Origin of the sequence: Nostoc sp. (assembly GCF_036917675.1) — a bacterium.
Classification (GTDB): Bacteria; Cyanobacteriota; Cyanobacteriia; order Cyanobacteriales; family Nostocaceae; genus Nostoc.
On record NZ_JBALCT010000047.1, the window covers coordinates 32352 to 55806 of the forward strand.

Genomic DNA, 23455 nt, shown 5'->3' on the forward strand with positions numbered 1-23455 from the left:
ACATGAAATACATGATAGCCCTCTCTCCAAGAGCCTACGGTGTACACACAAGTTATCCGATTACCCAAAACCTGATCCTGTCCTATCTTTAATCCCTCTCCTTAATAAGGAGAGGGACAGGTTTTACTACGTAAAACCAGGGTGAGGTATCTTAGGGGCTATGAGACTCAACCATAAATTGCGTTCAGAAAGACTGATGTGTACACCGTAGCCTCAGTTGCTTAAGGATTCGCTATAACTAAAGCTATATCTCTAAATATATGCTTATTTAGCTAATCAATAAACATATATTTAATTTGGTTAATCCATTTTATATATCCGGAAAATATATCTCATAAAAAAATATTTTGTCTGTAAAATATTGCACAATACTATTAGAGTTAAAAAATGTTTTGTGCTGAAAAATAAAAAAGCTTTAGAACCAAGCCTGTTTGGGGTTTTAATCCAAGCTAATAGCGTTTACTGTGGCATTCCTTTAACTGAAATTCAGTTACCCGATCAATGCATTTTTCTAGGAATTTTACGAGAAATTCAAGTAATTTCAGCAACAGAAAATCCCACAATTTTTGCTGGAGACTACATCTTAGCGATCGCAACCCATCCCATGATGGTTCCGGCTCTCAAAGTCACTCTCAAGAAAATTCACTCTGTTTACTACGCCCTCAACTATTGCTTACTGGAAGCTCGACCAACAGCTAGCCAATCTGTTGATTCAGATGATTCAGAGGTAATAACTAGTTTCAATTCTACATATTATTAGACAGATGAATATTTAGTTGAGCTATCTTCTGAAGATGTTTAATTGTAGATGAAATTTACTGAATCTGAGTTCGACTAACTAAAGGTTTTTAATATGCATATTTCGGAGCTTTTCCGACTTGATGTATCCGCCCAAAAAAGTGTTCATCAATCCACCCTGATTGAAGCTAACCCAACTAAGGCAACACATAATGCTCCAAAACCACATGAAGGAGACATTCCCTTTGTAGCAGTATTTTTGGCTCACATTTCCTTCATGATTGTTTGGACAATTGTCGTTTTTCTTGTTTCATATGCCTGCAAAGCAGTAGAAGATCCCCCAGAAACTGCGGCACAAGATAAAGACGAAATAGTAAGCATCAAACATTTTCAGCAACATCCCTGTAAAAACTGCCAATTTTTTAACAACAACCATTATCTAAAGTGTGCAGTAAACCCTGCCAATGTTCTAACTAAAGAAGCACTCAATTGCTCTGACTATAGGATTAAATAGGTGAGTCACACTATGGCGATCGCTTTATGCCCAGCTTGCCAATTATGCTCCAAGGATTTGTGCAAATCTTCCTCACCCTGTTGCTAGTTGTAATGTTAGTGCCAATCGTAGGACACTACTTAGCTGAAGTCTTTTTCATGCACAAAACCTGGCTCGATCCAGTGATGAACCCATTGGAGCGCTTAATTTATCTCCTCATAGGTATTGAATCGCAAAAGAGCATGACTGGAAGAGAATATGCGATCGCAGTCTTACTCAGCAATACAGCAATGGCAGTTTTAGCACTACTACTGCTGCTTTTTCAGAGTTTACTACCGTTGAACCCCACCGATTTAGGGATCCCCACTTGGGACACAGCATTACACACCACGATTTCTTTCTTAGTAGCTGCCGATTTGCAACACTATGTACCAGAAAGCACAATGTCCTACCTGAGCCAGATAACAGCATTGGGCTTCTTGATGTTTGTTGCGCCTGCTACCGGATTAGCGGTGGGAATTGCCTTCATTCGCGGCTTAACAGGTAGACCTTTGGGCAACTTTTATGTAGATTTGACTCGCTCGATGACGCGAGTATTACTACCCTTGGCGATTGTCAGTACGGTGTTGTTGATCTTGGGTGGTGTGCCCCAAACTCTGGGCGGTCCTGTAAATTTTACCACCTTAGAGGGAGCAACTCAGGCGATCGCTCGTGGCCCCATTGCCCATTTTGAAAGCATTAAAATGCTGGGTGAGAACGGTGGAGCCTTCTTTGCTGGCAACTCTGCTCATCCTTTTGAAAATCCCAATGGCGGTACGAATTTGCTGCAAGTGGTGTCAATGTTGCTGATTCCCACGGCATTACTCCACACCTACGGTATCTTCATCGGTAACTTAAAACAGACTCGCCTACTGTTCTGGATGGTATTCGCCATTTTTGTAGTCTTAATTAGCGTAACTGCGATCGGGGAGTATCAGGGTAATCCCGCCGTGAATGCCCTGTTGGGTAGTCAGCAGCCCAATTTGGAGGGTAAAGAAGTCCGGTTAGGCTGGGCGGAAACTGCCTTATTCGCCATCACCACAACAGCAACCATGACTGGTTCTGCTAACGGGATGTTCGACTCGCTGATGCCATCCGGTGGATTTTGTGCTTTGCTCAACCTGTTTTTGCAAGTGATTTGGGGAGCGATGGGTACTGGGGCTGCTTATTTGGTGGTGTATATGTTTTTAGCAGTGTTCCTAACTGGCTTAATTGTGGGACGAACGCCAGAGTTTTTGGGACGAAAAATCGAGAAACCGGAAATTACCCTGGCAAGCGTAATTATTCTGATTCACCCGCTATTGATTTTACTGCCCAGTGCTATTACCATTGCTTTTCCTGACCAACTTGCAGGGATGAGTAATCCTGGCTTTCATGGTTTTACCCAGGTGATTTATGAGTATGCATCGGCGGCGGCGGGTAACGGTTCCGGGTTTGAAGGCTTGGCAGATACCCAACCCGCCCCGACTGCTTTGTGGTGGAACCTGACAACAGCATTTACCCTCTGGATGGGACGGTTTATTCCGATCATTGTTTTGTTATTGCTAGCAGATAGCTTGTCGTGCAAGCTACCCGTACCTACCTCAACCGCAACCCTAAATACAGATACTCCATTATTTACCAGCGTGACTGCCGCCACCATTTTGATTCTGGGAGCATTGACATTTTTTCCTGTTTTGGTTCTGGGTCCTGTTGCCGAAGCTTTCCAAATTGCCATAGGAAGATAATCTCTAATCCTCACTTCTAGACTGAAGTTTGTATTTATGAAGCTTCAAAAAACAACGACATCCAGGGTAACAATTCTGTCACTCCCTACGAAACAGTATTGCCAAATGGAATTATCTCAGGTCGCTGCAATCAGCCACCCAATAGCTAAAAAATCAGGTTTTTCATCAGGAGTAAATTAATGGCACAGTCCCATTATGAAGATATAAATAGCTTTCTCTACCCTCGCGATCGCTACTACGGTCAAGTGAAGCCAAAGAACCTAGTATTTAATGCCAACCTCCAAGAATTTGCTCAAAAAATTAGCTATATTACTAGTTTATAAACTGGTGCAAAACTATCTCCTGAAGAAGCTTTTAGTCAAATTGAAGCACTATGGAAACAGTTAGAACGTAGTAAAAATCAGCTAGGAATTGGTAGCGATCTATCAGTTTAATTTAGTTGAATATCCTGATAAAAATGCAACAAAAGCGATGCCTTGATTGGTAGACTGAGAACATTTAAACAGAGTTTGAACTGTTGATACTTAATTTGATAAACCTAAACACATTTTATGAAACAAAAAGAGACGATATTTGTTATTCCGACTCATCGACTGAGAGATGTAGCAGAGACCATCGAAAAATATGATGAGAACTTCTGGGCAAATGGTCATGCTTTAAAAATTATCGTCTTTGATGATTCCAGCATTGCCAACCACGAGAAATATTACCCACTTTTAGAGCAGACTAAGACTGTCAATGATGTGTTTTATGTCGGTCCCCAACAGAAAGAGGAATTTATTACATTTTTAAATGAAAGACTGCGCGATCGCAAGCTTGAATCATTAGTCAAAAACTTATTCCGACCTAGTTATGGCGGAAATCGCAACTTCACGCTGATGTATACTCTTGGTCATTTAATGGTTAGTGCAGATGATGATATGCGACCAGATGCATTAATTGAAACTAGCCCAGAATCTTTAACAGGCGATGAAATATGTCGAGGTAAATTAATCAAGTCTAGCCAACAAGGCGGCTACGTCCATAAATCTTTTGACTTACTCACAGCTTTTGCTGATGTTCTAGGTCAAAAAGCTAGCCATGTACCGAAAAATTTCGAGGCTGGAGAATTAGTTGTTGATACAGCAATGGATTTAGAAACTAATACGACTAAGGGATACTTTCGAGAAAACAGCCTCGTATTACAACAGGGAAGAGTCTTAAATAATGCGATCGTCAAGATTGCCCAAAGTTTTCGCACAGGAACTAATGATATCGATACACTTGATTTTATTCAGATGTATCTCAATGATGAAAACCAAATAAGTCCAAATGACCTGAATGATTTTTATATTCTCACCAATTTTCGACCTGTCATTACTAACAAAAACTGGAGAATGGATTGTGGAGTCGCTGGATATGATAATCAGCTAGGTTTACCACCATTTTTTCCAACTCGGCTGAGATTTGAAGATTATATCTACAGGATTTGGATACAGCAAGAGGGGATTGTGGCTGCACACGTTGATGCTGTCCAAAACCACATTAGAAATAATTATATGCGTAATCCTCTGGCTAGTGAACTCTTTAATGAGGAAATATGTAGCCTGCTGAAAAAGAAGATTAAAAGCAGTGTTTATCATCTTGATGATCTGGGAATCAAGTTTGATTACTCTGGCGAGGTAACGTTGCTAGACTCTGAGGAAATCCTGGAAAAAATCTCTGGTATCCACAGCCAGGTAGTCAAAGCCTCAATGTCTACCCAGAATGAAGAACGTAAGCAGTCCCTGCAATTTTTTGCTGAGAACTTATCGAGAGCATTTTATGGGTTTGAACCAGACTTTTTTCAGCAAAACGTTTCCAGAATTATTGATGATGTCATTAGCCAATTTCACGGTTCTCTAGAAATATGGCCAACTCTAGTGGAAATTTGTTACTTTTACAAAGATAAAAAGGATTTACCGCAAATCAGGGTTAAGAATAAGAAGATCAAGTCCAGAAATGGCACAAAATCTAGCGAAATTCTGGTATAAACGCGAACTTTAGCAAACAAGTCTCTCTGGACGCAATTTACGGTTTATCGAATAGCATTAAGAAAACCTCACCCTGGTTTTGCTATGCAAAATCTGTCCCTCTCCTTAGTAAGGAGAGGGATTAAAGTCTTGTTAAGAGTCTCCGACTGGCGGCAGAGCCTCAATTGAAGTGCATTTCCAGCAAGAAGGCTGGAAACGAGGTTTTAAAAGGGTTTGTGCTTAAGTTGACACCAATGAGCAATGCTGTGCCATTACAACAGATGTGGTTCAAATACTTGAATTCTGCTGTAATTTAGTATGTATGCACACATTAATTATTGATAATTATGACTCTTATACCTTTAATCTTTACCAGATGATTGCCGAGGTAAATGGGGAACTGCCTCTGGTAATTCCTAATGATCAGCTTAACTGGGATGAATTGAAAAAAATTGCATTTGACAACATTGTGATTTCACCTGGTCCCGGTCGTCCAGAAAGGTCAGAAGATTTTGGAGTCTGCCGACAGATAATTGAAAACGTGGATGTGCCTTTGCTGGGAGTTTGTCTGGGGCATCAAGGACTTGGCTACCTATATGGTGGAAGAGTGATTCATGCACCGGAAGTTCGACACGGTAGACTCAGTAAAATTTATCATAATGATTCCAAATTATTCCAAGGCATTCCCAGTCAGTTTTCTGTGGTGCGCTATCACTCCTTAATAGTTGCTGATGAATTACCTGAGTGTTTAGAAAAAATTGCTTGGACTGAGGAAGGACTGGTGATGGGATTGCGTCATCGACATCTACCTTTTTGGGGTGTGCAGTTTCACCCAGAGTCTATCTGTACAGAATATGGACAAACATTGCTAGAAAACTTTAGAGATATCACGCTGCAATTTATAGATAAATCATTAAGAAGTTCAGAAAAGCGGTATTGGACTGGATATGGATTTATTGCTCCTCCTATCGATGAACCCTGCGAAAAACAGTCTCAGAAGTTTGAACTTCATCGGCGCAAACTGGATATTTGCCCGAACACAGAACAAATATTTGTCGATTTGTTTCGGCAAGCAGCAAATGCCTTTTGGTTAGACAGTAGCCGTGTGGAACCCAGTCTATCTCGCTTCTCGTTTATGGGCGATGGGAGCGGGGAAAATAGCCTCTTGGTGCGCTACCATACCCAAACGCAAGAACTGACGATCGCACAGTCAGATCGTGTTACCCATCGCAGCGAAAATATTTTTGAGTATCTCAAAGGAGAAATTGACCTCCGAAGTTGCCAAGCTGATGATTTACCGTTTGATTTTAACTGTGGATTTGTTGGCTATTTTGGCTATGAACTCAAGGCAGAGTCTGGATCGTCATTGGTGCATTCTTCACCATTACCTGATGCAATTTTCTTATTTGCCGATCGCATGATTGCCATCGATCACCAAGAACAGTGTATCTATTTGCTGCAATTAATCAAAAAAGGACAAACACAACAGTTAGAAACTTGGTTTGATACTATTCAACAACAACTCGAAACCCTGACTCCTCTTCCTCCCCTTGTAGCTCAGGGAAATAGTCAGCCAGTCAAATTCCGTTTAAGTCGTACTTACCAGACTTATATTAATGATATTCACCATTGCTTAGACGAAATTCATGAAGGGGAAACCTATCAAGTTTGCCTGACAAATCAGCTTTATACTAATATAACCCCCGATCCATTGACATTCTACCGCAGATTACGTAGGCTCAATCCTGCCCCCTATGCAGCATTTTTGCGCTTTGGTGAGATTGCGATCGCCTGCTCATCTCCAGAACGATTTTTGCGGATTGATCAGGAGGGTTGGGTAGAAACTAAGCCGATTAAGGGAACCCTGAGACGCGGAAAACTCCCTGAAGAAGATTTTATCCTCAAAGAACAGCTACGCAACAGCGAAAAAGACAGGGCTGAGAATCTGATGATTGTCGATCTGTTACGCAATGATTTGGGACGAGTTTGTGAAATCGGTAGCATTCACGTACCGAAGTTAATGGATGTAGAAACCTATGCAACGATGCATCAACTGGTAACAACAGTACGTGGGCATTTGCGACCAGATTTAACAGCAATAGATTGCGTGCGGGCTTCATTTCCCGGAGGCTCGATGATAGGTGCGCCCAAACTCAGAACTATGCAAATTATCGATCGCCTGGAACAAGAAGCGCGGGGAGTGTATTCAGGAGCGATCGGCTTTTTGGGATTGAATGGTTCAGCCGATTTGAATATTGTAATTCGCACTGCTGTTCTAACTCCTAATCAAACTTCTATTGGTATCGGTGGCGGGATTGTGGCGCTTTCCGATCCTGAGATAGAGTTTCAAGAAACGCTGCTGAAAGCGGAAGCTTTAATTCATGCGATCGTTCTCACAATGCACGGCACATTTAAGCCAGAGATGTATCACATTCTGGGATTAGAAACAACAACTGCATCCTTCTTTAAATAATTTATTAGACCTCTTGCAAAAGTCCCTAACACCCCACCCCCAGCCAGTTATCCGATTACCCAAAAGTCCTTTAAAACCTCAAAGAGTCCTATCTTTAATCCCTCTCCTTAATAAGGAGAGGGACAGGTTTTACGTAGTAAAACCAGGGTGAGGTATCTCAGAGGCTATGAGACTTAATCCGAAAATTGCCGTTCAGAAAGACTCGTATGTACACTGTAGCCCCGCAAGCAGGAGGGGAGACAAGCGTAGCTTTGGCGGGGTGGGGTTCAAATTTATTGATTTATGCAAGAGGTCTATTGATTTGATAACGGCAAGCAAATGGTGAAAAAAGTTCTCCCTGGTTGCGACTCAAATGAAACCGTACCGTGATGGCGATTTTCTACAATCCGGCGAACGGTTTCCAAACCAAGTCCTGAACCACGCCCCACTGCTTTGGTGGTGAAGAAAGGTTCAAAAATGCGCGTTTGAATTTCAGGTGGAATTCCACTGCCAGAATCGATGATGTGAATATGGGCAAAGCGATCGCAATGCTGTGTTGTAATTTCCAGCAATCCCTTACCATCCATTGCATCAATGGCGTTGTCAATTAAGTTTGTCCACACCTGATTCAGTTCGCTGCCATAAGCAAGCATTTTCGGAAGATGTTGATCGTAATTGCGTTGAACTTGGACACCACACTTAAGTTTATGAGCAAATAATCGCAATGTATCTTCTAAACCTTGATGCAGATTCACTTCTTGCTGAACGCCTTGATCGAGATAAGCATAAGACTTCATCGCTTGCACAAGTTCGGAAATCCTCTCGGCTCCTCGCAAACCATGTTTAATCATCGATATGACTTCAAAAGAAAGCGATAGCCAGTGCAATCCCATTTCTCGCAATTCAGTGTCGTCGCTGCGCCAACGTTCCATCATTTGATCTAGAGTTTCGACCTCAACACCACCTTCCGCTAAAGGTTCTGCTAATTTCCATGCCTGTTTTACACCATAATCTTCTAACCATTCCAGCAACACGGTTTCGCGATCGCTTAGTGTGACTGGATCTAGGCGATTATTCAAAATTGCATCATAGCCTTGATCGCGCACTTTTAACCATTGTTGAGTATGCGCTTGGTCAACATTGCGTTGCCCATAAACTAAGTTCATTCGTTGTAGCTCTAAGATGGCGGCTGGCATTTCCTCTAAAGTCCGAACGAGGGCTGATGCTGGGTTGTTGAGTTCATGAGCTAAACCGGCGGCAAGTGTCCCTAAAGCTGCCATCTTTTCCCGTCCACGAATAAAAGACTCTAGCCCGCGAAGACGACGTTCCATAATGCGGAAGACCATCCGCTCAAAATCACGACATTCATGCAGCAGTTTACGGAAATCTTCTGCCTTAACTTCATAGAGGTTGCAATCTGTCAATGCCCGCATTGTCACAGGTACAGGTTCATCTGTGAGGACTGGAATTTCACCAAAAAAGGATGGGGCTTGATGTTGCCCGATGGGAATTTCAACTCCTTGAGTGCGGCGGGTAAGATTAATTTTACCTTTGACTAGGATAAATAAGCCGTGTCCAGGATCTCCCTCATGTGCCAACACTTCTCCGGCAAGGAGTTCAACTGTTTGAGCGCGATCGCAAACCCACTCCAATTGCTCTTTCGGAAGCTGTTGAAAAGGGTCTAAGTTAATCAATTCCTCAATACACAACATCAATTAACCTCCTTAGTAACGTAGATTAAATAAAATGCAAAACTTCATCCTGTCTTTAGCTTCCCTCTCCTTATATTCTCTAGCTTCCCTCTTCTTTATAAGGAGAGGGATTGAGGGTGAGGTAAGCCAGGGACATAAATTGTATGTTATTTAATTCTTATTCTTAGTACAGTTTTGTGTAAAAGCGTAGCGTTTTTAATGCAGGGGAACGCATTAACATTGCATTGGGAAGCATTAACATTGCAAGGGGAAACATTACCATTGCAAGGGGATGCATTGGCATTGCACAGAGACACATTAACATTGTATTAGGATGCATTGGCATTGTAGAGGGACGCATTAACAATGCATCCCGATGTTTTAGCATTGCAACGTATTGCTAAATTTAATTCGCTACGAATTAATGAAATGCTGTACTTAGTTTTTCTTGCTCCAGCTAAACATTGCTCAAGTAGCGGTGAACGAATTGAATGGCGATGGAACCTTCACCCACACCGGATGCCACCCGCTTAATTGATCCGGATCGCACATCTCCGGCTGCAAAGATCCCAGGAACGCTGGCCTCTAGCAAAAAAGGAGAGCGTTCTAAACGCCAACCTGGAGGAGATTTTTGATTAGGCATTAAGTCTGGCCCTGTGATGATAAACCCCTGAGCATCGCGTTGAATAACACCATCAAGCCAATCAGTTTTAGGGCTAGCACCGATGAAGATAAAAAGCGATCGCGCTGGTAGGGTTTGAGTTTGTCCAGTCTTGGCATGGGCAATCACAATTTCTTCTAGATGTTCATCTCCCTTTACTTCCACGAGGCTACAACCTGTGCAAACTTTGATATTTGCAGTAGCTGCAATCTGGTCAATCAAATATTGGGACATACTCGATGAAAGCGATTCACCCCGCACTAAGACGATCACTTTGCTAGCATACTTAGAAAAATGCATTGCTGCTTGTCCCGCAGAATTTGCGCCGCCTACTAAGTAAACCTCTTCATTGCTACAGGCGATCGCCTCAGTCATGGCAGCACCGTAATAAACCCCGGCTCCTGTGAGCTTCTCGGCTCCTGGGACATTTAACCAACGGTAGGAAACGCCGGTTGCAACTAAAAGTGCATGGCAACTAATCTCGCTGCCATCTTCCAATTGCAGAACCCGATAAGGATCTTGCAGCCTAACACCGATGACTACGGCAGGAGTGAGAATTTCTACCCCAAATCGCCGCGCCTGAGTGACTCCCCGCCGAGCCAAATCGCTGCCGCTCAAGCCAACAGGAAACCCCAGATAGTTCTCAATGCGTGAACTCGTGCCTGCTTGACCGCCTGGTGCTTCACGCTCAATTAAGACCGTACTTAATCCCTCGGAAGCGCCATAGACGGCTGCGGCTAGTCCGGCAGGTCCACCACCCACGATCGCTAAGTCATAGAAGGGTCGCTCTGCCTGGGTTTGCAGGCCAATTTTAGCGGCAATCTCTAAATTAGATGGTTGGATTAATCGAGAACCATCGGGAAACAGCACTAAGGGCAATTGCTGTTTGCCATCAGCTTCTGCGTATTCCACTAATTTTGCTGCATCCGGCTCCAGTTCAATATCCAACCACTTGTAGGGAATCTGGTTACGCGCCAGGAATTCTTTTACCTGATGGGACAAAGGCGACCAGCGATTACCAATGACTCGAATCCCTTCAAAGGGTGGGCGGAATCCAGCTAGCCAGTCATCTAGCAAATCATCCAAAATCGGATATAGTCTCTCTTCTGGTGGATTCCAGGGCTTAAGTAAGTAGTAATCAAGTCTGACACTATTAATTGACTTAATCGCAGCATCTGTATCTGCATACGCTGTCAGCAAAGCACGTTTCGCATCAGGAAAGATGTCTTTTGCCTGTTCAAGAAACTCCACACCTCCCATTTCGGGCATTCTTTGATCCACCAAAAACAGAGCAACTACTTCATTCCGCAATTTTAATTGCTGCACCGCGTCCAGAGCGGTAATACCGGAATCTGCCCGGACAATGCGAAAGCGATCGCCATACTGATGCCGCAAGTCTCGTGACACGGCTTGCAACACTTCTGGATCATCATCGACCGTTAAAATTGCAGGTTTTGCCATAACTACTGTTACTTAACAATTGCATTGCCTAGCCGCTATCTTCAAAAATCTCTGGTGAAAATATCTACTGTTTAACCAGTTGCTTTAAACGCAGGTATGCCTCTTCTGGTGTCAGTGGTTGTGATTTACTTTCATTAGGTATATAAAATACCCAGGTATCGGCAAAGTAATGTACCACAAAGCTAGGAATCAAACCTAATGTTACTGCTTGCTTTCCAAGTTTTTCAGTTTGTTCTTCTAAACTCAGTTGGTCATTAAATGGATGTTCAGCCATACTTTTTGATCTCCCTGTACTTTCTTTGACTCTGGAAGAAGGTTTAACACCGGCATTCTACGAATTACCTAAAGGTGATTCACCACGTTCCAGAATGAGCTTGATAATATTTTGGTAGTAGACCTGAATAATTTCAAATCTGCTTTCGTAGAAAATCATAAAGCTATTTTGGTCATTGATGTTAATCCTTAACCATTTTTGATCCGGAAATTATACCAGCAGGGTTTTGAGCGTGAGGATGTATGAGCAAATCAAAAACGGCAAGCTGTTATACTTTCATCTTCGCTTCCTACTTCAGCGCGAGAGGATCTGGCAAGGGCGTTACGGAGACTTGTTAAAATACCGTTGTCATCAATTAACAAGCCGTTATTTCTCCCTTCGTAGAGGCGGTTTCCACGAGCGATCGCAGTGATATTCTGGAGTTATTCTTCACAAAAATTTAGAAACAATAGACCTCTTGCAAAAGTCCCAAACACCTCAGCCTTAATCCCCTCCTCGCTCTTCGGGAGGGGAGACAAAGCGTAGCTTTGGCGGGGTGGGGTTCAAATTTATTGATTTATGCAAGAAGTCTAATAACCTTTGCTTGGGCAAGATCGTTTACTATCTCATTAATTCTGACAACATCTGTTCTAGAATATCTTGCATAATTTCCTCGTCTAAGGAGTGCAAGCTTACTGGTCCATCGAGAAATTCTTTGATAGTGATCTTCTGCTCTTTAAAGTCCTTAACAAAATCCCGAATCTGATAAACAACATCAAGTTGAGATTCTATTGTTTCTACCATAATAGCCATAGAGTCAATACCTTTTTTAGCGGCTTGACGAGAATCAGAAACCATCGCTCCTTCTGGAGTATTTTTTGCCAAACGTAGTTCCCGTTTAAAGTTTTCATATTGATTGATCAGAATTTGATTTTGCTGTTCTAGAGTTCGACATTTTCGAGTTAAATCATCCTCGTTATTATTATCAATAATTTCTCCGACTTCCTGAATTCGTTCAATTTCTAGAAGTCTTGCCAAATCTCCTTCTTGGTAGGCTTTATTGATTTCTTTCATAATTTCTGTATGATATCTCTGTGTCTCACTGTCTTTTACCTTATCAGGGTGAAAGATTTCAGCTAATTTCAGAAATGTTTGACGAATTTTTCTAGATTCCTCTGTTCTTGCTACAGACGGAGATTCTACAGACTCTTGTGTTTGCCAATGTTGATGACGATCTTCAGCAGTTTCTTTTGAGAAACCTTCTTCTGTAGCGGAACTTTTAAATAGTTCCTCTAGCTCTGGATTGAATTGTTTGCGACTAATGATTCCTGTCATCTGGAGGTTAAGATAAACTGCTTCTATATTTTTAAGGGTTTGTTTGCCAAACTTTCTACTAGTAAAGATTTCATCAAATAGAGTATGAATATTATCGTCTAACTCAGCCATTTTTTGGAAGCTGGGACTGGCTTGATGAAATATTTCTGTGCCGAGAGTTCGCATCTGTTCAACAAAATTCTTCAGTTCCGTTCGCTTTCTCTTAATCTTTTTAAGTAGAGATTTATGTTCTTTTTCTAAAAACTCTAATCTCAGATGTAATTCCGAAAGAGCCAGTGGAGTTACTCTAGTTGAGTGGGATGGAGATGAGTTGGTTCGAGGCATAAAAGATTTCTATTTTTTTCAAGGTTTAAAAAAACTATATAGCGTTTCCTAATCACATGAGTTACATCATAGCCCCCTCTCGAAGAGCGGGGAGGGGGTTGGGGGTGGGGTTCTTGTACCTCACTAAACTGAGAGAGAACTGCTATAACTGTCAAAGTTATTAGATCAATGCGAAAATAACACACCTCAGACAGGAGGCAGGAGGCTCAGTTGGAATCCAAGCGCAAGGACGCTTTGTATCTCGCGCTGCACGTCTCGATACAATTCTTCTTTTTTAACTGGATTTTATACTCAGAACTATGATTACTGAGCTTGTCGAAGTAAAGTTTTCATTCATAATTGTTTGCTCACCAAGAACTGCCGTCTGCCTCCTACCTTCTCTTATAAGGGCTGATTGGGCTTTTGAACTTTTTCATCAACGAGCGGCTTCCGAGATTACATCTTGTGGCACAGTTTCTGTGTGAAAAGCTATCATTTCAAAGGGTTCAAAGTCAACACCCTAGTCAGGGATACCTAGTGACTCCAAGGAGTTTGAGAAACTACATCTTCTCTAGCGAGTTTCTGAAGGTGGAAGGGGTAAAAGTCGTGTACTGGTTAATTCAGTGGATCAAATTTGATTAATATGTATGATCTTATCAAGCACACAAGAGGGTGTGGTGATAGGATTAATTAAATTTTGAGCCAATTCAACAGAACGAATGGTACGCACAACCCCAGGACAGAAAATTCCTTGAGATAAAGGCATCTCAGAAAACTACCAAAACTATTAGGCGGCAACCGCCAAAAAGTTCTCAGCCTGGGAAAGATGTATCAGACAAGTTTAATAAGTATTAGAGGTGGCTGTAATGCCGACGATTCATTTGGTGGATGGTGAAAAAGGCGGGGTAGGAAAGTCTCTCTTTACTAGGACAATGATTCAGTATTGTCTGGATAAGAAAATCCCGTTTGTACCAGTGGATACAGATAGGTCGAATCCAGACGTAGCAGGGGTGTATAAGGAGATATGTAAGTATGCTGTGTTTAGTGAGAATGAACGACAGGCAGATAAGGCAGATAAAATATTTGAGTGGGCGATAGAGAAGCCAGTAATTGTGAATTTAGCCGCACAATCGCATAGAGCAGTACAAGGGTGGATTGACTCTAATCAATTATTTGAACTAGGGAGTTCGCAGGGAGTGATGTTTTGCAAATGGTTTGTATCGACAGGAGGATACGACAGCATGAACCTGTTTGCTCAGTCACTGAATACCTACGGTGAGAGAATCCCTCATATTCTGGTGAGGAATTTAGGGCTGTGTGATGATTGGGAGCATATAGAGTCAGACTCAAACTTTCAGAAAATAGTAAATAAATATAAGATAAAAGTTATAGATTTTCCGAAGTTAGCATATAGAGAAAGAAACATAATTGACCAAAATCGTCTGACGTTTGCGGAGGCGAGAGAGTATAAAGAATTTGGGATAATTGGGAGACAGAGAGTAGTGAATTTTCTGAAGCTTTCCTATAGTGCGTTTGAGAGAGTAGGTATCTGGTATGAAAAAGTTGAATAGCAAAGCCCTAGATAGGAATGGCACGCTTGTTTAGTTATTTATTAGGCTGAGGCAGTTATGACTGGAGTTTTAAAAGAGACGCGATAAAAGAGACGCGATAAATCGCCGTCTTTACAATAATCAGTCCTTCGTAGAGACGGCGATTTATCGCGTCTTTTGGTCTATTATTGACTCGTTGACTCGTTCCCAGGCGGAGCCTGGGAATGCATTCATTGAGGCTCCGCTCCGACTCAATTTTGACTGGAGGCAGAGCCTCTAATCAGCCATTCCCATGCTCTGCATGGGAACGAGAAATGGTCAATGGAGCTTTTTTCGACTTGTGTGTACACCGTAGCCGAGTCGGAGAGGGACGGTTTTGCATAGTAAAACCTCTCTAGAGGTCTTTTCATTCAGCTAATTAGACAGACACTAAATTAGCCTTCAAAGTGACGCTAATTTAGCTATTTGATGGTTGCCCAATAAAGATTATATTTGCCAAAACTTGTATTTTTGTTAACTCGCGCACCAGGCGTTGAGCTTGATGTTTATAAAGTGGTATTGGCAATACTATAGGCAAATTATTCATCCATTGCCTAGCAGTAGCGGAACTACATCCCGTAATTAGGACTATTTCTTCAACACCATACGTAATCGCATTTGTAGTCAGAGCTTTTTCAATCTGCACGCTCCATTGGCGAGGCAGCATTTCACCCCATTCAATTCGCTGTAAACTAGTGCTTGTGGCTAAAACAATCAAGCGATCGCCAGCATGAAGTTTAACATCATACCAGGGCATCAAAGAATAATTACCTTGCTGATATTTCTGGTAGAGAATCGGCACAACACTGTAGCCATAGGCTATTTCAGATAGAAGCAACCCATTGAGAGTATCGCCTTCTTCAATCTTGTATTCCGTCACCATGACTATTTGCTCGCTTAAGTGAAACAAGCTCAGAACATTTTCTCCAAAGGCGGCACAAGCAAAGACTTCCGCCGACAAAGCCGCACCACACAGAACTTGAGCATAGGGAAATAGAGGGGCGATATTATCACTAAATTGGCGGTCTTGAGAGCGGATAATCAAGGTAGTGGCGGGGTTCATTGCATGAGCCATCAAACCAATTTCCAGATTTTCCATGTTATCGTCCCCGACTAAAACGATGCTTTTGGCATGGGAGAGATTCACCTTAGTCAGTGCTTCGCTAGCATTGCCAACAATCAGGGGCATATCGGGTAAAGTGTCTGGTTCGAGAGTGTTAGGATGAATTCCTACTAACGGCTGGTTGAGTTCTTGCAAAAGAGCAGCCACTCTCTGTCCCAAGCGATTTAAGCCAATAATCACCACATGGTTGCGTTGTGGGATGGGAGGACGGGAATTGAAAAACTGGAATCTGGAAGTGACAAGGGCATCAGTTAGTAGTGCATACAATACTCCTACGAAAGCTTGACCTGTCAGCGTGAGTCCCAGGCTAAACAACCGCAACCACCAAGGCATATGGTCTGAAGGTTCTGATTGCGATGTAAACTCAACACCGCCAAATAAATCTCCGTATCCTCCTAACAGCAAGACTCCTGTTGCATAGAAAGCTTCTTCGAGGGAGATGTGAGGATAATATAAGCGGTAAAGAACTATTCCAAGGAACCACAGAATAAATACAGTAATGGCATAGATTGTCGCAATTCGCTGGATTTGATTTTGGCTTCGGTAGTAAGATTGCCAAAATTGCGCTATTTTATCCTTGAGATTTTTCGCTGTGATGCCTTGGATAAACTGTTGCCACTGCCACCTTTGGCCATGAGATTTCCGGTGTTGCTCAGATAAAGCCAAATCGTATGCAACATCAATGTAAACTAGCGTGTCTCCTACCTGGACTTCTGCCTCTGGGTTCCAGCCAAACAATTCTTTGAGTGGGTCAGATGAAACAGGTCTGTGACTCAAGATGCGGCGAGTTCTAAGATTCAGTCTATGTACTGGCTTGCCATTACACCAGCTATCCTTCGCTTGTACCTGGTGCTTTATCACTTGCAATAGTTCCCCTTCTAAGAGGATGTTTGAAAAGTCCTCCAGCGTCTGTTTCACTACCCTAGCTACCGAGAAACTGCTACGAGAGAATCGGAGTTTTAGGATTTGAGATCGCGCCCTGAGTCGCACTTGAGGCTCAAACTGACCCTTTTCAAACATCCTCTTAGAGGATGTTTGAAAAGTCGTAAAGTATACTAGAAACCCCTCTCCAAACCTCTCCCCCACAGGGAGAGAGGCTTTGAAACCCCATTCCCTCGTAGGGAAGGGGGACTAGGGGGGTTAGGTTCTTAATGCTTTGATGTTACCAAAAATACTTTTCAAACATCCTCTAAGGTGAAATATCCAATAGCTTCAGAGCCGAGGGCTGTCAGAGCGAAGGCATGAGCTGAGAGATGGGTAGGCTCAAAGGCAACAAAATTGCCGAGATTTTCCCACAAGAGTTTGTTAAAATTTTGTTTGTCGGAACGTACAATCAGGCGAATGTGCGGATTCAGACGTCGTGCTGCAAACGCAGCTTCGATATTTATCCGCTCATTTCTGGTAACTAAAAGTATTGAACGACACTGGCTGATACCTGCCTGCTCTAAAACACTTGGCTGGCGGCAGTCTCCGATGATTAACTTTTCTAGTAAACTTGGTACTTCAGGGACTTCCCAATGTTCGCGCCGCACATCATCAATGGCGCTGACTTTAACATCGTACTCCTTGAGGACTGCAACACAATGTTGCCCTAAACTTTGGAGTCCGCATACTAAGAAAAGGTCTTGGGGTTTTTTGGGATTGGTGCTAGGAGGGAGATGCACTTTCTGTTGATGGCAGCATTTGAGACTGCTAACAGTACGTGTTTTCTAGGATTATATAGCAGTCCTAAATCATTTGTGAAAATTTTTGTAGATTCCTCTCTCTGCGCTCTCTGCGCCTCTGCGGTTCGTTAAAACAGTAATTTTCACAACTCAGATAGGATTGCTATATCTTACCATTCACGTAATGGAATTGGGTATTGGGCATTGGGCATTGAGCTTGATACATCACCAAATACTTTTAAAACATCCTCTGAGAATTCAGAGAGAAATTCAAGAAAGCAAACTAGCAGAATTTACGTCCAAAAATAACGTTGCTTGGGATTGTTGGCGGAGAATAGAAGCCGGACAATCTGTACTTATAGCTCCTTGCAACATCTCTTTTACCACATTCGCTTTACGTTTTTCTGGAGCGAGAGAGATAATTTTTTTAGCTGAACAAATCGTCGAGATGGTGACAGTAAAAGCATACTGTGGGACAGTTTCTAGATTCGGAAAGTGACCTGTGCTTACTTGTTGCTGACGGTTCATCTCATCCAGTTTCACTAGTTTCACGCTATAAGGATCTTGAAAATTTGCTACTGCTGGATCGTTAAAAGCCAAATGTCCATTTTCACCAACACCAAGGCAGCATAAGTCTATTGGTTGGGCTTGCAGTAGTTTAGTATAGCGATCGCACTCTGCCACTGGTTGCAATGTATCACCTTCTATATAGTGAAATTTCTTAGGGACAATCCGCTTCTCTACACGTTCTCGCATATAGCGCCGGAAACTCGCAGAATGGTCAGCAGGAATTCCCAAATATTCATCTAAATGGAACAAAATAATTCGTGACCAATCTACACCACCCAATGCAATCAAAGCATCGAGAAATTTGAGTTGGGAGTTACCTGTTGCTAATAATACAGCAGCTGTATCCTGTTGCTTGAGAACTTGCTGTAAATGCTTTTGTGCAATTTCGGCAACATCCTGAGCCATTTCGACTTCAGAGTTGTAAATCTGCACTAGTAGATCATCAACGCGAAAAAAGTTTGTAGCGGCTAGCATTTGCTTACACAGAAGGTTATTAATTATACGGCAGTTTGTTGATAAGCTCTACCTGTCTGCCCTTACATGGCTGATCCAGTATAGATTTTAGGATTTAGCGCAACTTTTTGCCCTGTATTGACCAAAGAACAATCACTAAGCTAGGACTTACGTACAAGATATCCTCAATCGGCTTTTTAAGCTACGGTGTACACACAAGTCTTTATGAACGCAATTTACAGTTAAGTCTCATAGCCATTGAGATACCTCACCCTGGTTTTACTACGTAAAACTTGTCCCTCTCCTTATTAAGGAGAGGGATTAAAGATAGGACAGGGTGAGATTTTAGAGGATGTTTGAAAAGTCCTCTTGTCGGTATCAAAAGTTCTAGATCCTCCTAAATACCCCGATAAATTGGGGGACTTTGATTCCAGTTCCGCCCTTTTTAAGGGGGGTTCAAGGTTTGAGGTTTTCACTACATAATTCCTGTAAAGACAAAAAACAATGTAAACTATTTAAATTAAGTTAACAATTATTTACATTTTACCGAAAAATCATGCTGGCTGCAATTCTCTTTGACCTAGATGGCACTATTGTCAACACTGACCCGATACACTACCGAGCTTGGCAGGAAACGCTGTTAAATTACAGCATAGAAATTGATGAAGCATTTTATAAATCCCGAATTAGTGGTCGGCTAAATCCAGAAATTGTCAAAGACATTCTGCCACAATTATCAGCAGCAGAAGGACAAAAATTTGCAGAGGAAAAAGAGGCGCTTTTCCGCAAACTCGCCCCGAATCTTAAACCACTGAGTGGATTTTCTGAACTACTAGCATGGACAGAGACACATCAATTAAAACGTGCATTAGTAACTAATGCCCCTAGATTAAATGCAGAATTTATGCTAGAGGTTTTGGGAATAAAAGAAGCTTTCCATACAGTTGTTTTAGCGGATGATTGTATTGCAGGTAAACCCGACCCTGCACCGTACCAAGTTGCCCTGAATAAGTTGGGGATTACAGCAGAGGAAGCGATCGCTTTAGAAGATTCTCCCTCTGGAATTCGTTCTGCGGTGGGCGCAGATATCCGCACTATTGGTATAGCATCCACCCACGATCCGCAAATTTTGCAGGAAGTTGGCGCATCTATGGCAATTTCAGATTTTACTGATTTGCAGTTGTGGACATTGCTAAACTCACTCATCGAGCCAAATTTAAGCGCGATCGCTCCATTAGTCAATAGAATGCCATAGCGATCGTTTGGATGTAAAATCCCGACAGCAACTGATAAAGCTAATATAGTCAGTCGCTCTGTGGTAAATTTCTGAAGAGACAGATATTTTTTAGCGATCGCAGCTAGACAAATCAGTTGATTATGCTACAATAAGAAATTGTGGTTGCTATTTAAGAGCGATCGCCTAACTTGCCAGCATAGCACAGTGGTAGTGCATCCGACTTGTAATCGGAAGGTCGCGAGTTCAAATCCCGCTGCTGGCTTTAACGGAAAAACAACGTGTTCTTTCACCACAAAAGCTTTTAGCTTTTTACCCACCGTGATTTGGGACATTAATATTATGCTTAATTGCCTTAATTCATGCTTAATCTTGACATTTACCATTTCTAAATTCGAGAGCTTTTGTATAGCAAGCGATCGCGCGATTCTTTTCTAATAACAAATACAAGACCGATTTTTTTCTAATAGTATAGCTTGTATTGATTGCCTCATGAGGCTTCTAGCGATCGCCCTCACGGAAAGTGACAGAAGAGGGATAACTCCTAACTCTTAACTATTGAGTACTCGTCGCTTTCGCCTTAATTAACCAGTCAGCATCATGAGTGCAAATTTCCCGACCGGATGAGTCTCCCAAACGGTCTAGCGCCAATAAACAAGCATATTTTAAATCCCAAATTGGCGTATTTAGGCAAATTTTGAGTTCAGCAATTGCTCGTGAATCACCCAATTCACTAAGAGCGATCGCACACGCTGCACGGGATTTCTGAAACTGGGGTTCGCGGTTGTGCAAGTTTTCTACTAACAAATCGTAGGCGGGAGTATATTTCAGCCAGCCGAAAAGTTTCATGACATGATAATGAGCGCCATAATCGTTATATGCCTTGTCGGAATAAGTTGCTAGGAGTGCTGCTGGTGCTTCTTGTGAATAGATATCAAGTAAGGTTTTTGTTGCTAAATAGCAGCGTCCAAAATCGGTTTCGTAGAGTTCGTTAATCACAAAATCTAGTACTGGGGTAAGGTCATACTCATGTACTAAATCAAGGTTGTTGGGATGGTCATACAGCACTTGCTCTAGGTAAGGTTGAATTTCTGTAAAGGTAATTTCACCACTGGGAACACCTGCATCCAAAAGCATCCGCAATCCTCGCAATCGGAACACCAGAGATACAGGACAACGGGCGATTTCTGGGATGGCTTTGTAGTAGCATGAATCAATCAGGTCTTGAATAGAACTGCGCCGTGCATTGACGCTGGAACTTTGTAGCAGCGCCATCACCTCAGTTATTTGGGAGTAGTCACCTGTGAAACGACAAACTGTAGCGATCGCAGCACTACGGGTAGGTTCATCCTCAACTTGGGTAAATTTTTTTATACGTTCTAGGGATGGCTGATAATCAGCGTTAGCTAAGGTGTGAATAATTACTCGATAGATTTGCCCTGGTTTATCGAGCAGTTGCGCCACCTCTTCAAGAATTTCTGGATCTTTAGTGCCGATTTCCCCGATCGCCCACACGGTATTTTCAACAGTATAAATATCATCATCTTTGAGGCACTGCCGAATTACAGGTAAAGTTGATTCAGCCTGCAATCGCCCCAAACTTTCCACAGCCTTGCGTCGAACAATCCGGTGGTCTAATTCATCAGGGTTACTGGTTTCAATCGCCCGTACCAAAGCCGCGATCGATTGCTCAGTGGGGAAGTTAATTAAATGGGAAACAGCAATATACTTATCAGAAGCGTCTTCAAGTTGTTCTAATGGTGTATCAATAATTGCGATCGCTTGTTCTTCTGTTAGCCCAAACATTTTAAAAAAACGTTTATCCATTGATCTATAAATGGCTCTTGGATAATTGTCACGTTTACTATCGTACTAGCAGTGGGGATTGAGAAATAGCAAAGCATTCGTCAAACTTAGACGATAGCTTACTAGGTTCTAGAAACTTTATCTCATTTGCCCACGCCTCAATCTTTACCAAGAAGGTACTCAAGTCCTGCTGCACTTTGCTCAGTTCTGTCTCGAAGCTGGATTGCTCAAAATCGAGGTGAAATGCACTGGCTATTGAATCCATTCCTCCGTCTGACCATACACGAACAAAACCATCCACCATTTCAATCCAGGGGCTTGGATCGTGACCAAGCCAAAGCGATCGCCCTAAGGTTGTAATTGAGTTCGACTTTTGAACATTTCCGTCAAAAAGCTTTACCAGTGGTAACGCGATCTGAGAAGATCAGAATATATACATTTGTTAGCTATTTAGTTAGTTGCCTCTTGCCAATTATGCAGTTGTATGCAACAGCTAAGTGGTGGTCTTTAGCGAGTCACTAAATACAAACATTCTTTGGAATATTAACCACACATTATTCATATAAACATGCATTTAGGAAACAAAAGTTATGGATGAAACCTCAAAACTCACAACAAGCGATAACATAAGCGCTCAAGATGTCGCAGAAGTTATTGCAGAACTTGAGCAATATCGGCAACGTCTAGTTCAAGAAACTACAGAAACAGCAAAACGGGCTAAGTTGATGAGGGTAAATGTTACAGCAAAACTTGAGCCTGAGCTTGCCAAGATTGATTCTGCGCTTGAAGAACTCCGAAATCAGCAAGCCTCTCTGAGTATCAGCAACTAATCATCTTGATAATTTAGCTAGAAGTTATATGCTCAACTCTAAAACTCAATCCGGGACGGATTTGTTAAATCTGTCGCATGTAGAAACTGATGCTTTATTTGCAGCAGTCAGTGAGCAATTAAGCTTAAACACCTTCAACCCGGATGACCAAGAGTTACTCAAGCGCATGGTTGAGAGTATGGGAGACTCACGGGGAATGGTTCGGTTGAGTTTTGCAGAGGCGTTGGGTAAAATTGGCAAACCAGCGACCTCTTTGTTAATGGAAGCTGTGACAAATCACCCAAACCCAGTTGTACGCAGAGCTAGCGCTAAAACTCTCACACTGATCGCTGATCCGATCGCAGTTCCCACTTTGGTTAACGCCCTGTTAAATGATGAAGATACAGTAGTGAAAGGTTCGTGCGTGGGAGCGCTGGCCAAAATAGGTGAGGCAGCTGTGCCAGCATTGCTGAAAATCTTAGCGTCAACCGAGTATCCAGAAAGCGCCAAAGGACACGCGGTATGGGCGTTGGGATTTATTGGGGCACAGGCGAAGGAGTATTTATATCAAGAGATTAACTCAGACTCGGCTGAAGTTCGGGCTGCGGTGGTGGGTGCGATCGCTAAAATTGCTGAAGAAGGAACCCAAGAAGGAGCATTCAATATTTTAGTTAACGCTCTTACCGATCCATCTGAAATTGTGCGGTGTGAAGCAGCAGCAGCATTAGGCAGCCTCACCTATCAACCAGCGATTCCTAACCTCGTCGAGTTACTGCATCATGACGATTGTGAAAGTCGAAAAGCGGCGGCTCTGGCATTGATGAAAATTGGCGATCGCGCTGCTTTAGAACCTCTGCAAGCCGCATTAACCAAAGAAGCGGAAGCAGTGGTTCAGGCAGTATTCAAGTTGGCAATTTCTCAAATTGAGAGACAGTTGGAGGAGGATGCTTGGAAATAGGGCGATGCGCGTTTACATCTTGACATCTTCCTCTCGTTTTGAGAGTATTTAATTAGCAATTAGTTTTTTGTTGATTGATGAATATGGACAAAGAACGTAGAGACG

At 42.4% G+C, this 23455-nt stretch carries 17 protein-coding genes, 1 tRNA gene and 2 pseudogenes; 11 read left to right on the forward strand and 9 right to left on the reverse strand.

From position 1 onward, the window contains the following. Nucleotides 1–394: 394 nt before the first annotated feature. The 6 genes and pseudogenes from V7K31_RS16300 (at nt 395) to pabB (ending at nt 7461) form a co-directional block, all read left to right on the forward strand. Entirely contained in the window at nt 395–760 is a 366-nt protein-coding gene (locus tag V7K31_RS16300) for a TrkA C-terminal domain-containing protein (RefSeq protein WP_335095352.1), read from the forward strand. Nucleotides 761–853: 93 nt separating this feature from the next. Continuing rightward, complete coding sequence (locus V7K31_RS16305) at nt 854–1252, forward strand: hypothetical protein (protein WP_335095354.1); 399 nt, start codon at nt 854–856, stop codon at nt 1250–1252. A 44-nt stretch (nt 1253–1296) separates the two neighbouring features. Further along, a complete protein-coding gene (gene kdpA / locus V7K31_RS16310) occupies nt 1297–2997 on the forward strand; it encodes a potassium-transporting ATPase subunit KdpA (protein ID WP_335095455.1) in 1701 nt (566 codons plus the stop codon). 179 nt (nt 2998–3176) lie between these two features. After that, nucleotides 3177–3431 (forward strand): annotated as a pseudogene (locus tag V7K31_RS16315) (DUF7219 family protein). Nucleotides 3432–3548: 117 nt separating this feature from the next. Beyond that, complete coding sequence (locus V7K31_RS16320) at nt 3549–5009, forward strand: hypothetical protein (RefSeq protein ID WP_335095355.1); 1461 nt, start codon at nt 3549–3551, stop codon at nt 5007–5009. 301 nt (nt 5010–5310) lie between these two features. Next, nucleotides 5311–7461, forward strand: a complete 2151-nt coding sequence (gene pabB, locus V7K31_RS16325; RefSeq protein WP_335095356.1) for an aminodeoxychorismate synthase component I — start codon at nt 5311–5313, stop codon at nt 7459–7461. Between the two features lie 293 nt (nt 7462–7754). Here the strand turns inward: pabB and V7K31_RS16330 are convergent, their stop codons facing one another. The 4 genes from V7K31_RS16330 to V7K31_RS16345 form a co-directional block, all read right to left on the reverse strand. Further along, nucleotides 7755–9152: an ATP-binding protein gene (locus V7K31_RS16330; RefSeq protein ID WP_335095357.1), complete on the reverse strand. Its 1398-nt coding sequence runs from the start codon at nt 9150–9152 to the stop codon at nt 7755–7757. A gap of 436 nt (nt 9153–9588) precedes the next feature. Next, the gene (locus tag V7K31_RS16335; protein ID WP_335095358.1) at nt 9589–11253 is read right to left on the reverse strand and encodes an FAD-dependent oxidoreductase; all 1665 of its coding nucleotides are present in this window, start codon (nt 11251–11253) and stop codon (nt 9589–9591) included. 64 nt (nt 11254–11317) lie between these two features. After that, the gene (locus V7K31_RS16340) at nt 11318–11527 is read right to left on the reverse strand and encodes a hypothetical protein (protein ID WP_335095360.1); all 210 of its coding nucleotides are present in this window, start codon (nt 11525–11527) and stop codon (nt 11318–11320) included. A 600-nt stretch (nt 11528–12127) separates the two neighbouring features. Beyond that, nucleotides 12128–13165 (reverse strand): J domain-containing protein, encoded by a 1038-nt coding sequence (locus V7K31_RS16345; RefSeq protein ID WP_335095362.1) that lies wholly within the window; start codon nt 13163–13165, stop codon nt 12128–12130. A gap of 845 nt (nt 13166–14010) precedes the next feature. Between V7K31_RS16345 and V7K31_RS16350 the strand changes: the two genes are divergently transcribed. Continuing rightward, a complete protein-coding gene (locus V7K31_RS16350; RefSeq protein ID WP_334826425.1) occupies nt 14011–14715 on the forward strand; it encodes a mobilization protein in 705 nt (234 codons plus the stop codon). 436 nt (nt 14716–15151) lie between these two features. On the opposite strand, the gene V7K31_RS16355 is transcribed toward V7K31_RS16350, so the two are convergent. From V7K31_RS16355 to V7K31_RS16365, 3 genes and pseudogenes are all read right to left on the reverse strand, one after another. Further along, on the reverse strand, nt 15152–16876 hold the full coding sequence (locus V7K31_RS16355; RefSeq protein WP_335095364.1) for a potassium channel family protein: 1725 nt from the start codon (nt 16874–16876) through the stop codon (nt 15152–15154). A gap of 167 nt (nt 16877–17043) precedes the next feature. Beyond that, a pseudogene (locus V7K31_RS16360) lies at nt 17044–17520 on the reverse strand (NAD-binding protein); the annotation flags it as partial. 270 nt (nt 17521–17790) lie between these two features. Beyond that, complete coding sequence (locus tag V7K31_RS16365; RefSeq protein ID WP_335095365.1) at nt 17791–18564, reverse strand: glucosamine-6-phosphate deaminase; 774 nt, start codon at nt 18562–18564, stop codon at nt 17791–17793. 535 nt (nt 18565–19099) lie between these two features. Here V7K31_RS16365 and V7K31_RS16370 point away from each other — a divergent pair. Next, nucleotides 19100–19798 (forward strand): HAD family hydrolase, encoded by a 699-nt coding sequence (locus tag V7K31_RS16370; RefSeq protein WP_335095367.1) that lies wholly within the window; start codon nt 19100–19102, stop codon nt 19796–19798. A gap of 172 nt (nt 19799–19970) precedes the next feature. Then, nucleotides 19971–20042: transfer RNA gene (locus V7K31_RS16375), tRNA-Thr, on the forward strand. Nucleotides 20043–20332: 290 nt separating this feature from the next. Here the strand turns inward: V7K31_RS16375 and V7K31_RS16380 are convergent. Then, nucleotides 20333–21604: a HEAT repeat domain-containing protein gene (locus V7K31_RS16380; protein WP_335095369.1), complete on the reverse strand. Its 1272-nt coding sequence runs from the start codon at nt 21602–21604 to the stop codon at nt 20333–20335. A 37-nt stretch (nt 21605–21641) separates the two neighbouring features. After that, on the reverse strand, nt 21642–21887 hold the full coding sequence (locus tag V7K31_RS16385) for a hypothetical protein (RefSeq protein WP_335095370.1): 246 nt from the start codon (nt 21885–21887) through the stop codon (nt 21642–21644). A gap of 286 nt (nt 21888–22173) precedes the next feature. Between V7K31_RS16385 and V7K31_RS16390 the strand changes: the two genes are divergently transcribed. Both V7K31_RS16390 and V7K31_RS16395 read left to right on the forward strand, forming a co-directional pair. Continuing rightward, nucleotides 22174–22413 carry a hypothetical protein gene (locus V7K31_RS16390; protein ID WP_335095371.1) on the forward strand — a complete coding sequence of 80 codons (240 nt, stop codon included), beginning with the start codon at nt 22174–22176 and terminating at the stop codon, nt 22411–22413. A gap of 28 nt (nt 22414–22441) precedes the next feature. Then, a complete protein-coding gene (locus V7K31_RS16395) occupies nt 22442–23350 on the forward strand; it encodes a HEAT repeat domain-containing protein (RefSeq protein ID WP_335095373.1) in 909 nt (302 codons plus the stop codon). The last annotated feature ends 105 nt before the right edge of the window (nt 23351–23455 follow it).

Bases quoted from the DNA above. Each gene is read 5' to 3' on its own strand.
- V7K31_RS16330 (WP_335095357.1), bottom strand. From the start codon at position 9,152: ATGTTGTGTATTGAGGAATTGATTAACTTAGACCCTTTTCAACAGCTT.
- V7K31_RS16390 (WP_335095371.1), top strand. From the start codon at position 22,174: ATGGATGAAACCTCAAAACTCACAACAAGCGATAACATAAGCGCTCAA.
- V7K31_RS16335 (WP_335095358.1), bottom strand. From the start codon at position 11,253: ATGGCAAAACCTGCAATTTTAACGGTCGATGATGATCCAGAAGTGTTG.
- V7K31_RS16370 (WP_335095367.1), top strand. From the start codon at position 19,100: ATGCTGGCTGCAATTCTCTTTGACCTAGATGGCACTATTGTCAACACT.
- V7K31_RS16365 (WP_335095365.1), bottom strand. From the start codon at position 18,564: ATGCTAGCCGCTACAAACTTTTTTCGCGTTGATGATCTACTAGTGCAG.
- V7K31_RS16385 (WP_335095370.1), bottom strand. From the start codon at position 21,887: ATGGTGGATGGTTTTGTTCGTGTATGGTCAGACGGAGGAATGGATTCA.
- pabB (WP_335095356.1), top strand. From the start codon at position 5,311: ATGCACACATTAATTATTGATAATTATGACTCTTATACCTTTAATCTT.
- V7K31_RS16345 (WP_335095362.1), bottom strand. From the start codon at position 13,165: ATGCCTCGAACCAACTCATCTCCATCCCACTCAACTAGAGTAACTCCA.
- V7K31_RS16355 (WP_335095364.1), bottom strand. From the start codon at position 16,876: ATGTTTGAAAAGGGTCAGTTTGAGCCTCAAGTGCGACTCAGGGCGCGA.
- V7K31_RS16320 (WP_335095355.1), top strand. From the start codon at position 3,549: ATGAAACAAAAAGAGACGATATTTGTTATTCCGACTCATCGACTGAGA.
- V7K31_RS16340 (WP_335095360.1), bottom strand. From the start codon at position 11,527: ATGGCTGAACATCCATTTAATGACCAACTGAGTTTAGAAGAACAAACT.
- kdpA (WP_335095455.1), top strand. From the start codon at position 1,297: ATGCTCCAAGGATTTGTGCAAATCTTCCTCACCCTGTTGCTAGTTGTA.
- V7K31_RS16350 (WP_334826425.1), top strand. From the start codon at position 14,011: ATGCCGACGATTCATTTGGTGGATGGTGAAAAAGGCGGGGTAGGAAAG.
- V7K31_RS16395 (WP_335095373.1), top strand. From the start codon at position 22,442: ATGCTCAACTCTAAAACTCAATCCGGGACGGATTTGTTAAATCTGTCG.
- V7K31_RS16305 (WP_335095354.1), top strand. From the start codon at position 854: ATGCATATTTCGGAGCTTTTCCGACTTGATGTATCCGCCCAAAAAAGT.
- V7K31_RS16380 (WP_335095369.1), bottom strand. From the start codon at position 21,604: ATGGATAAACGTTTTTTTAAAATGTTTGGGCTAACAGAAGAACAAGCG.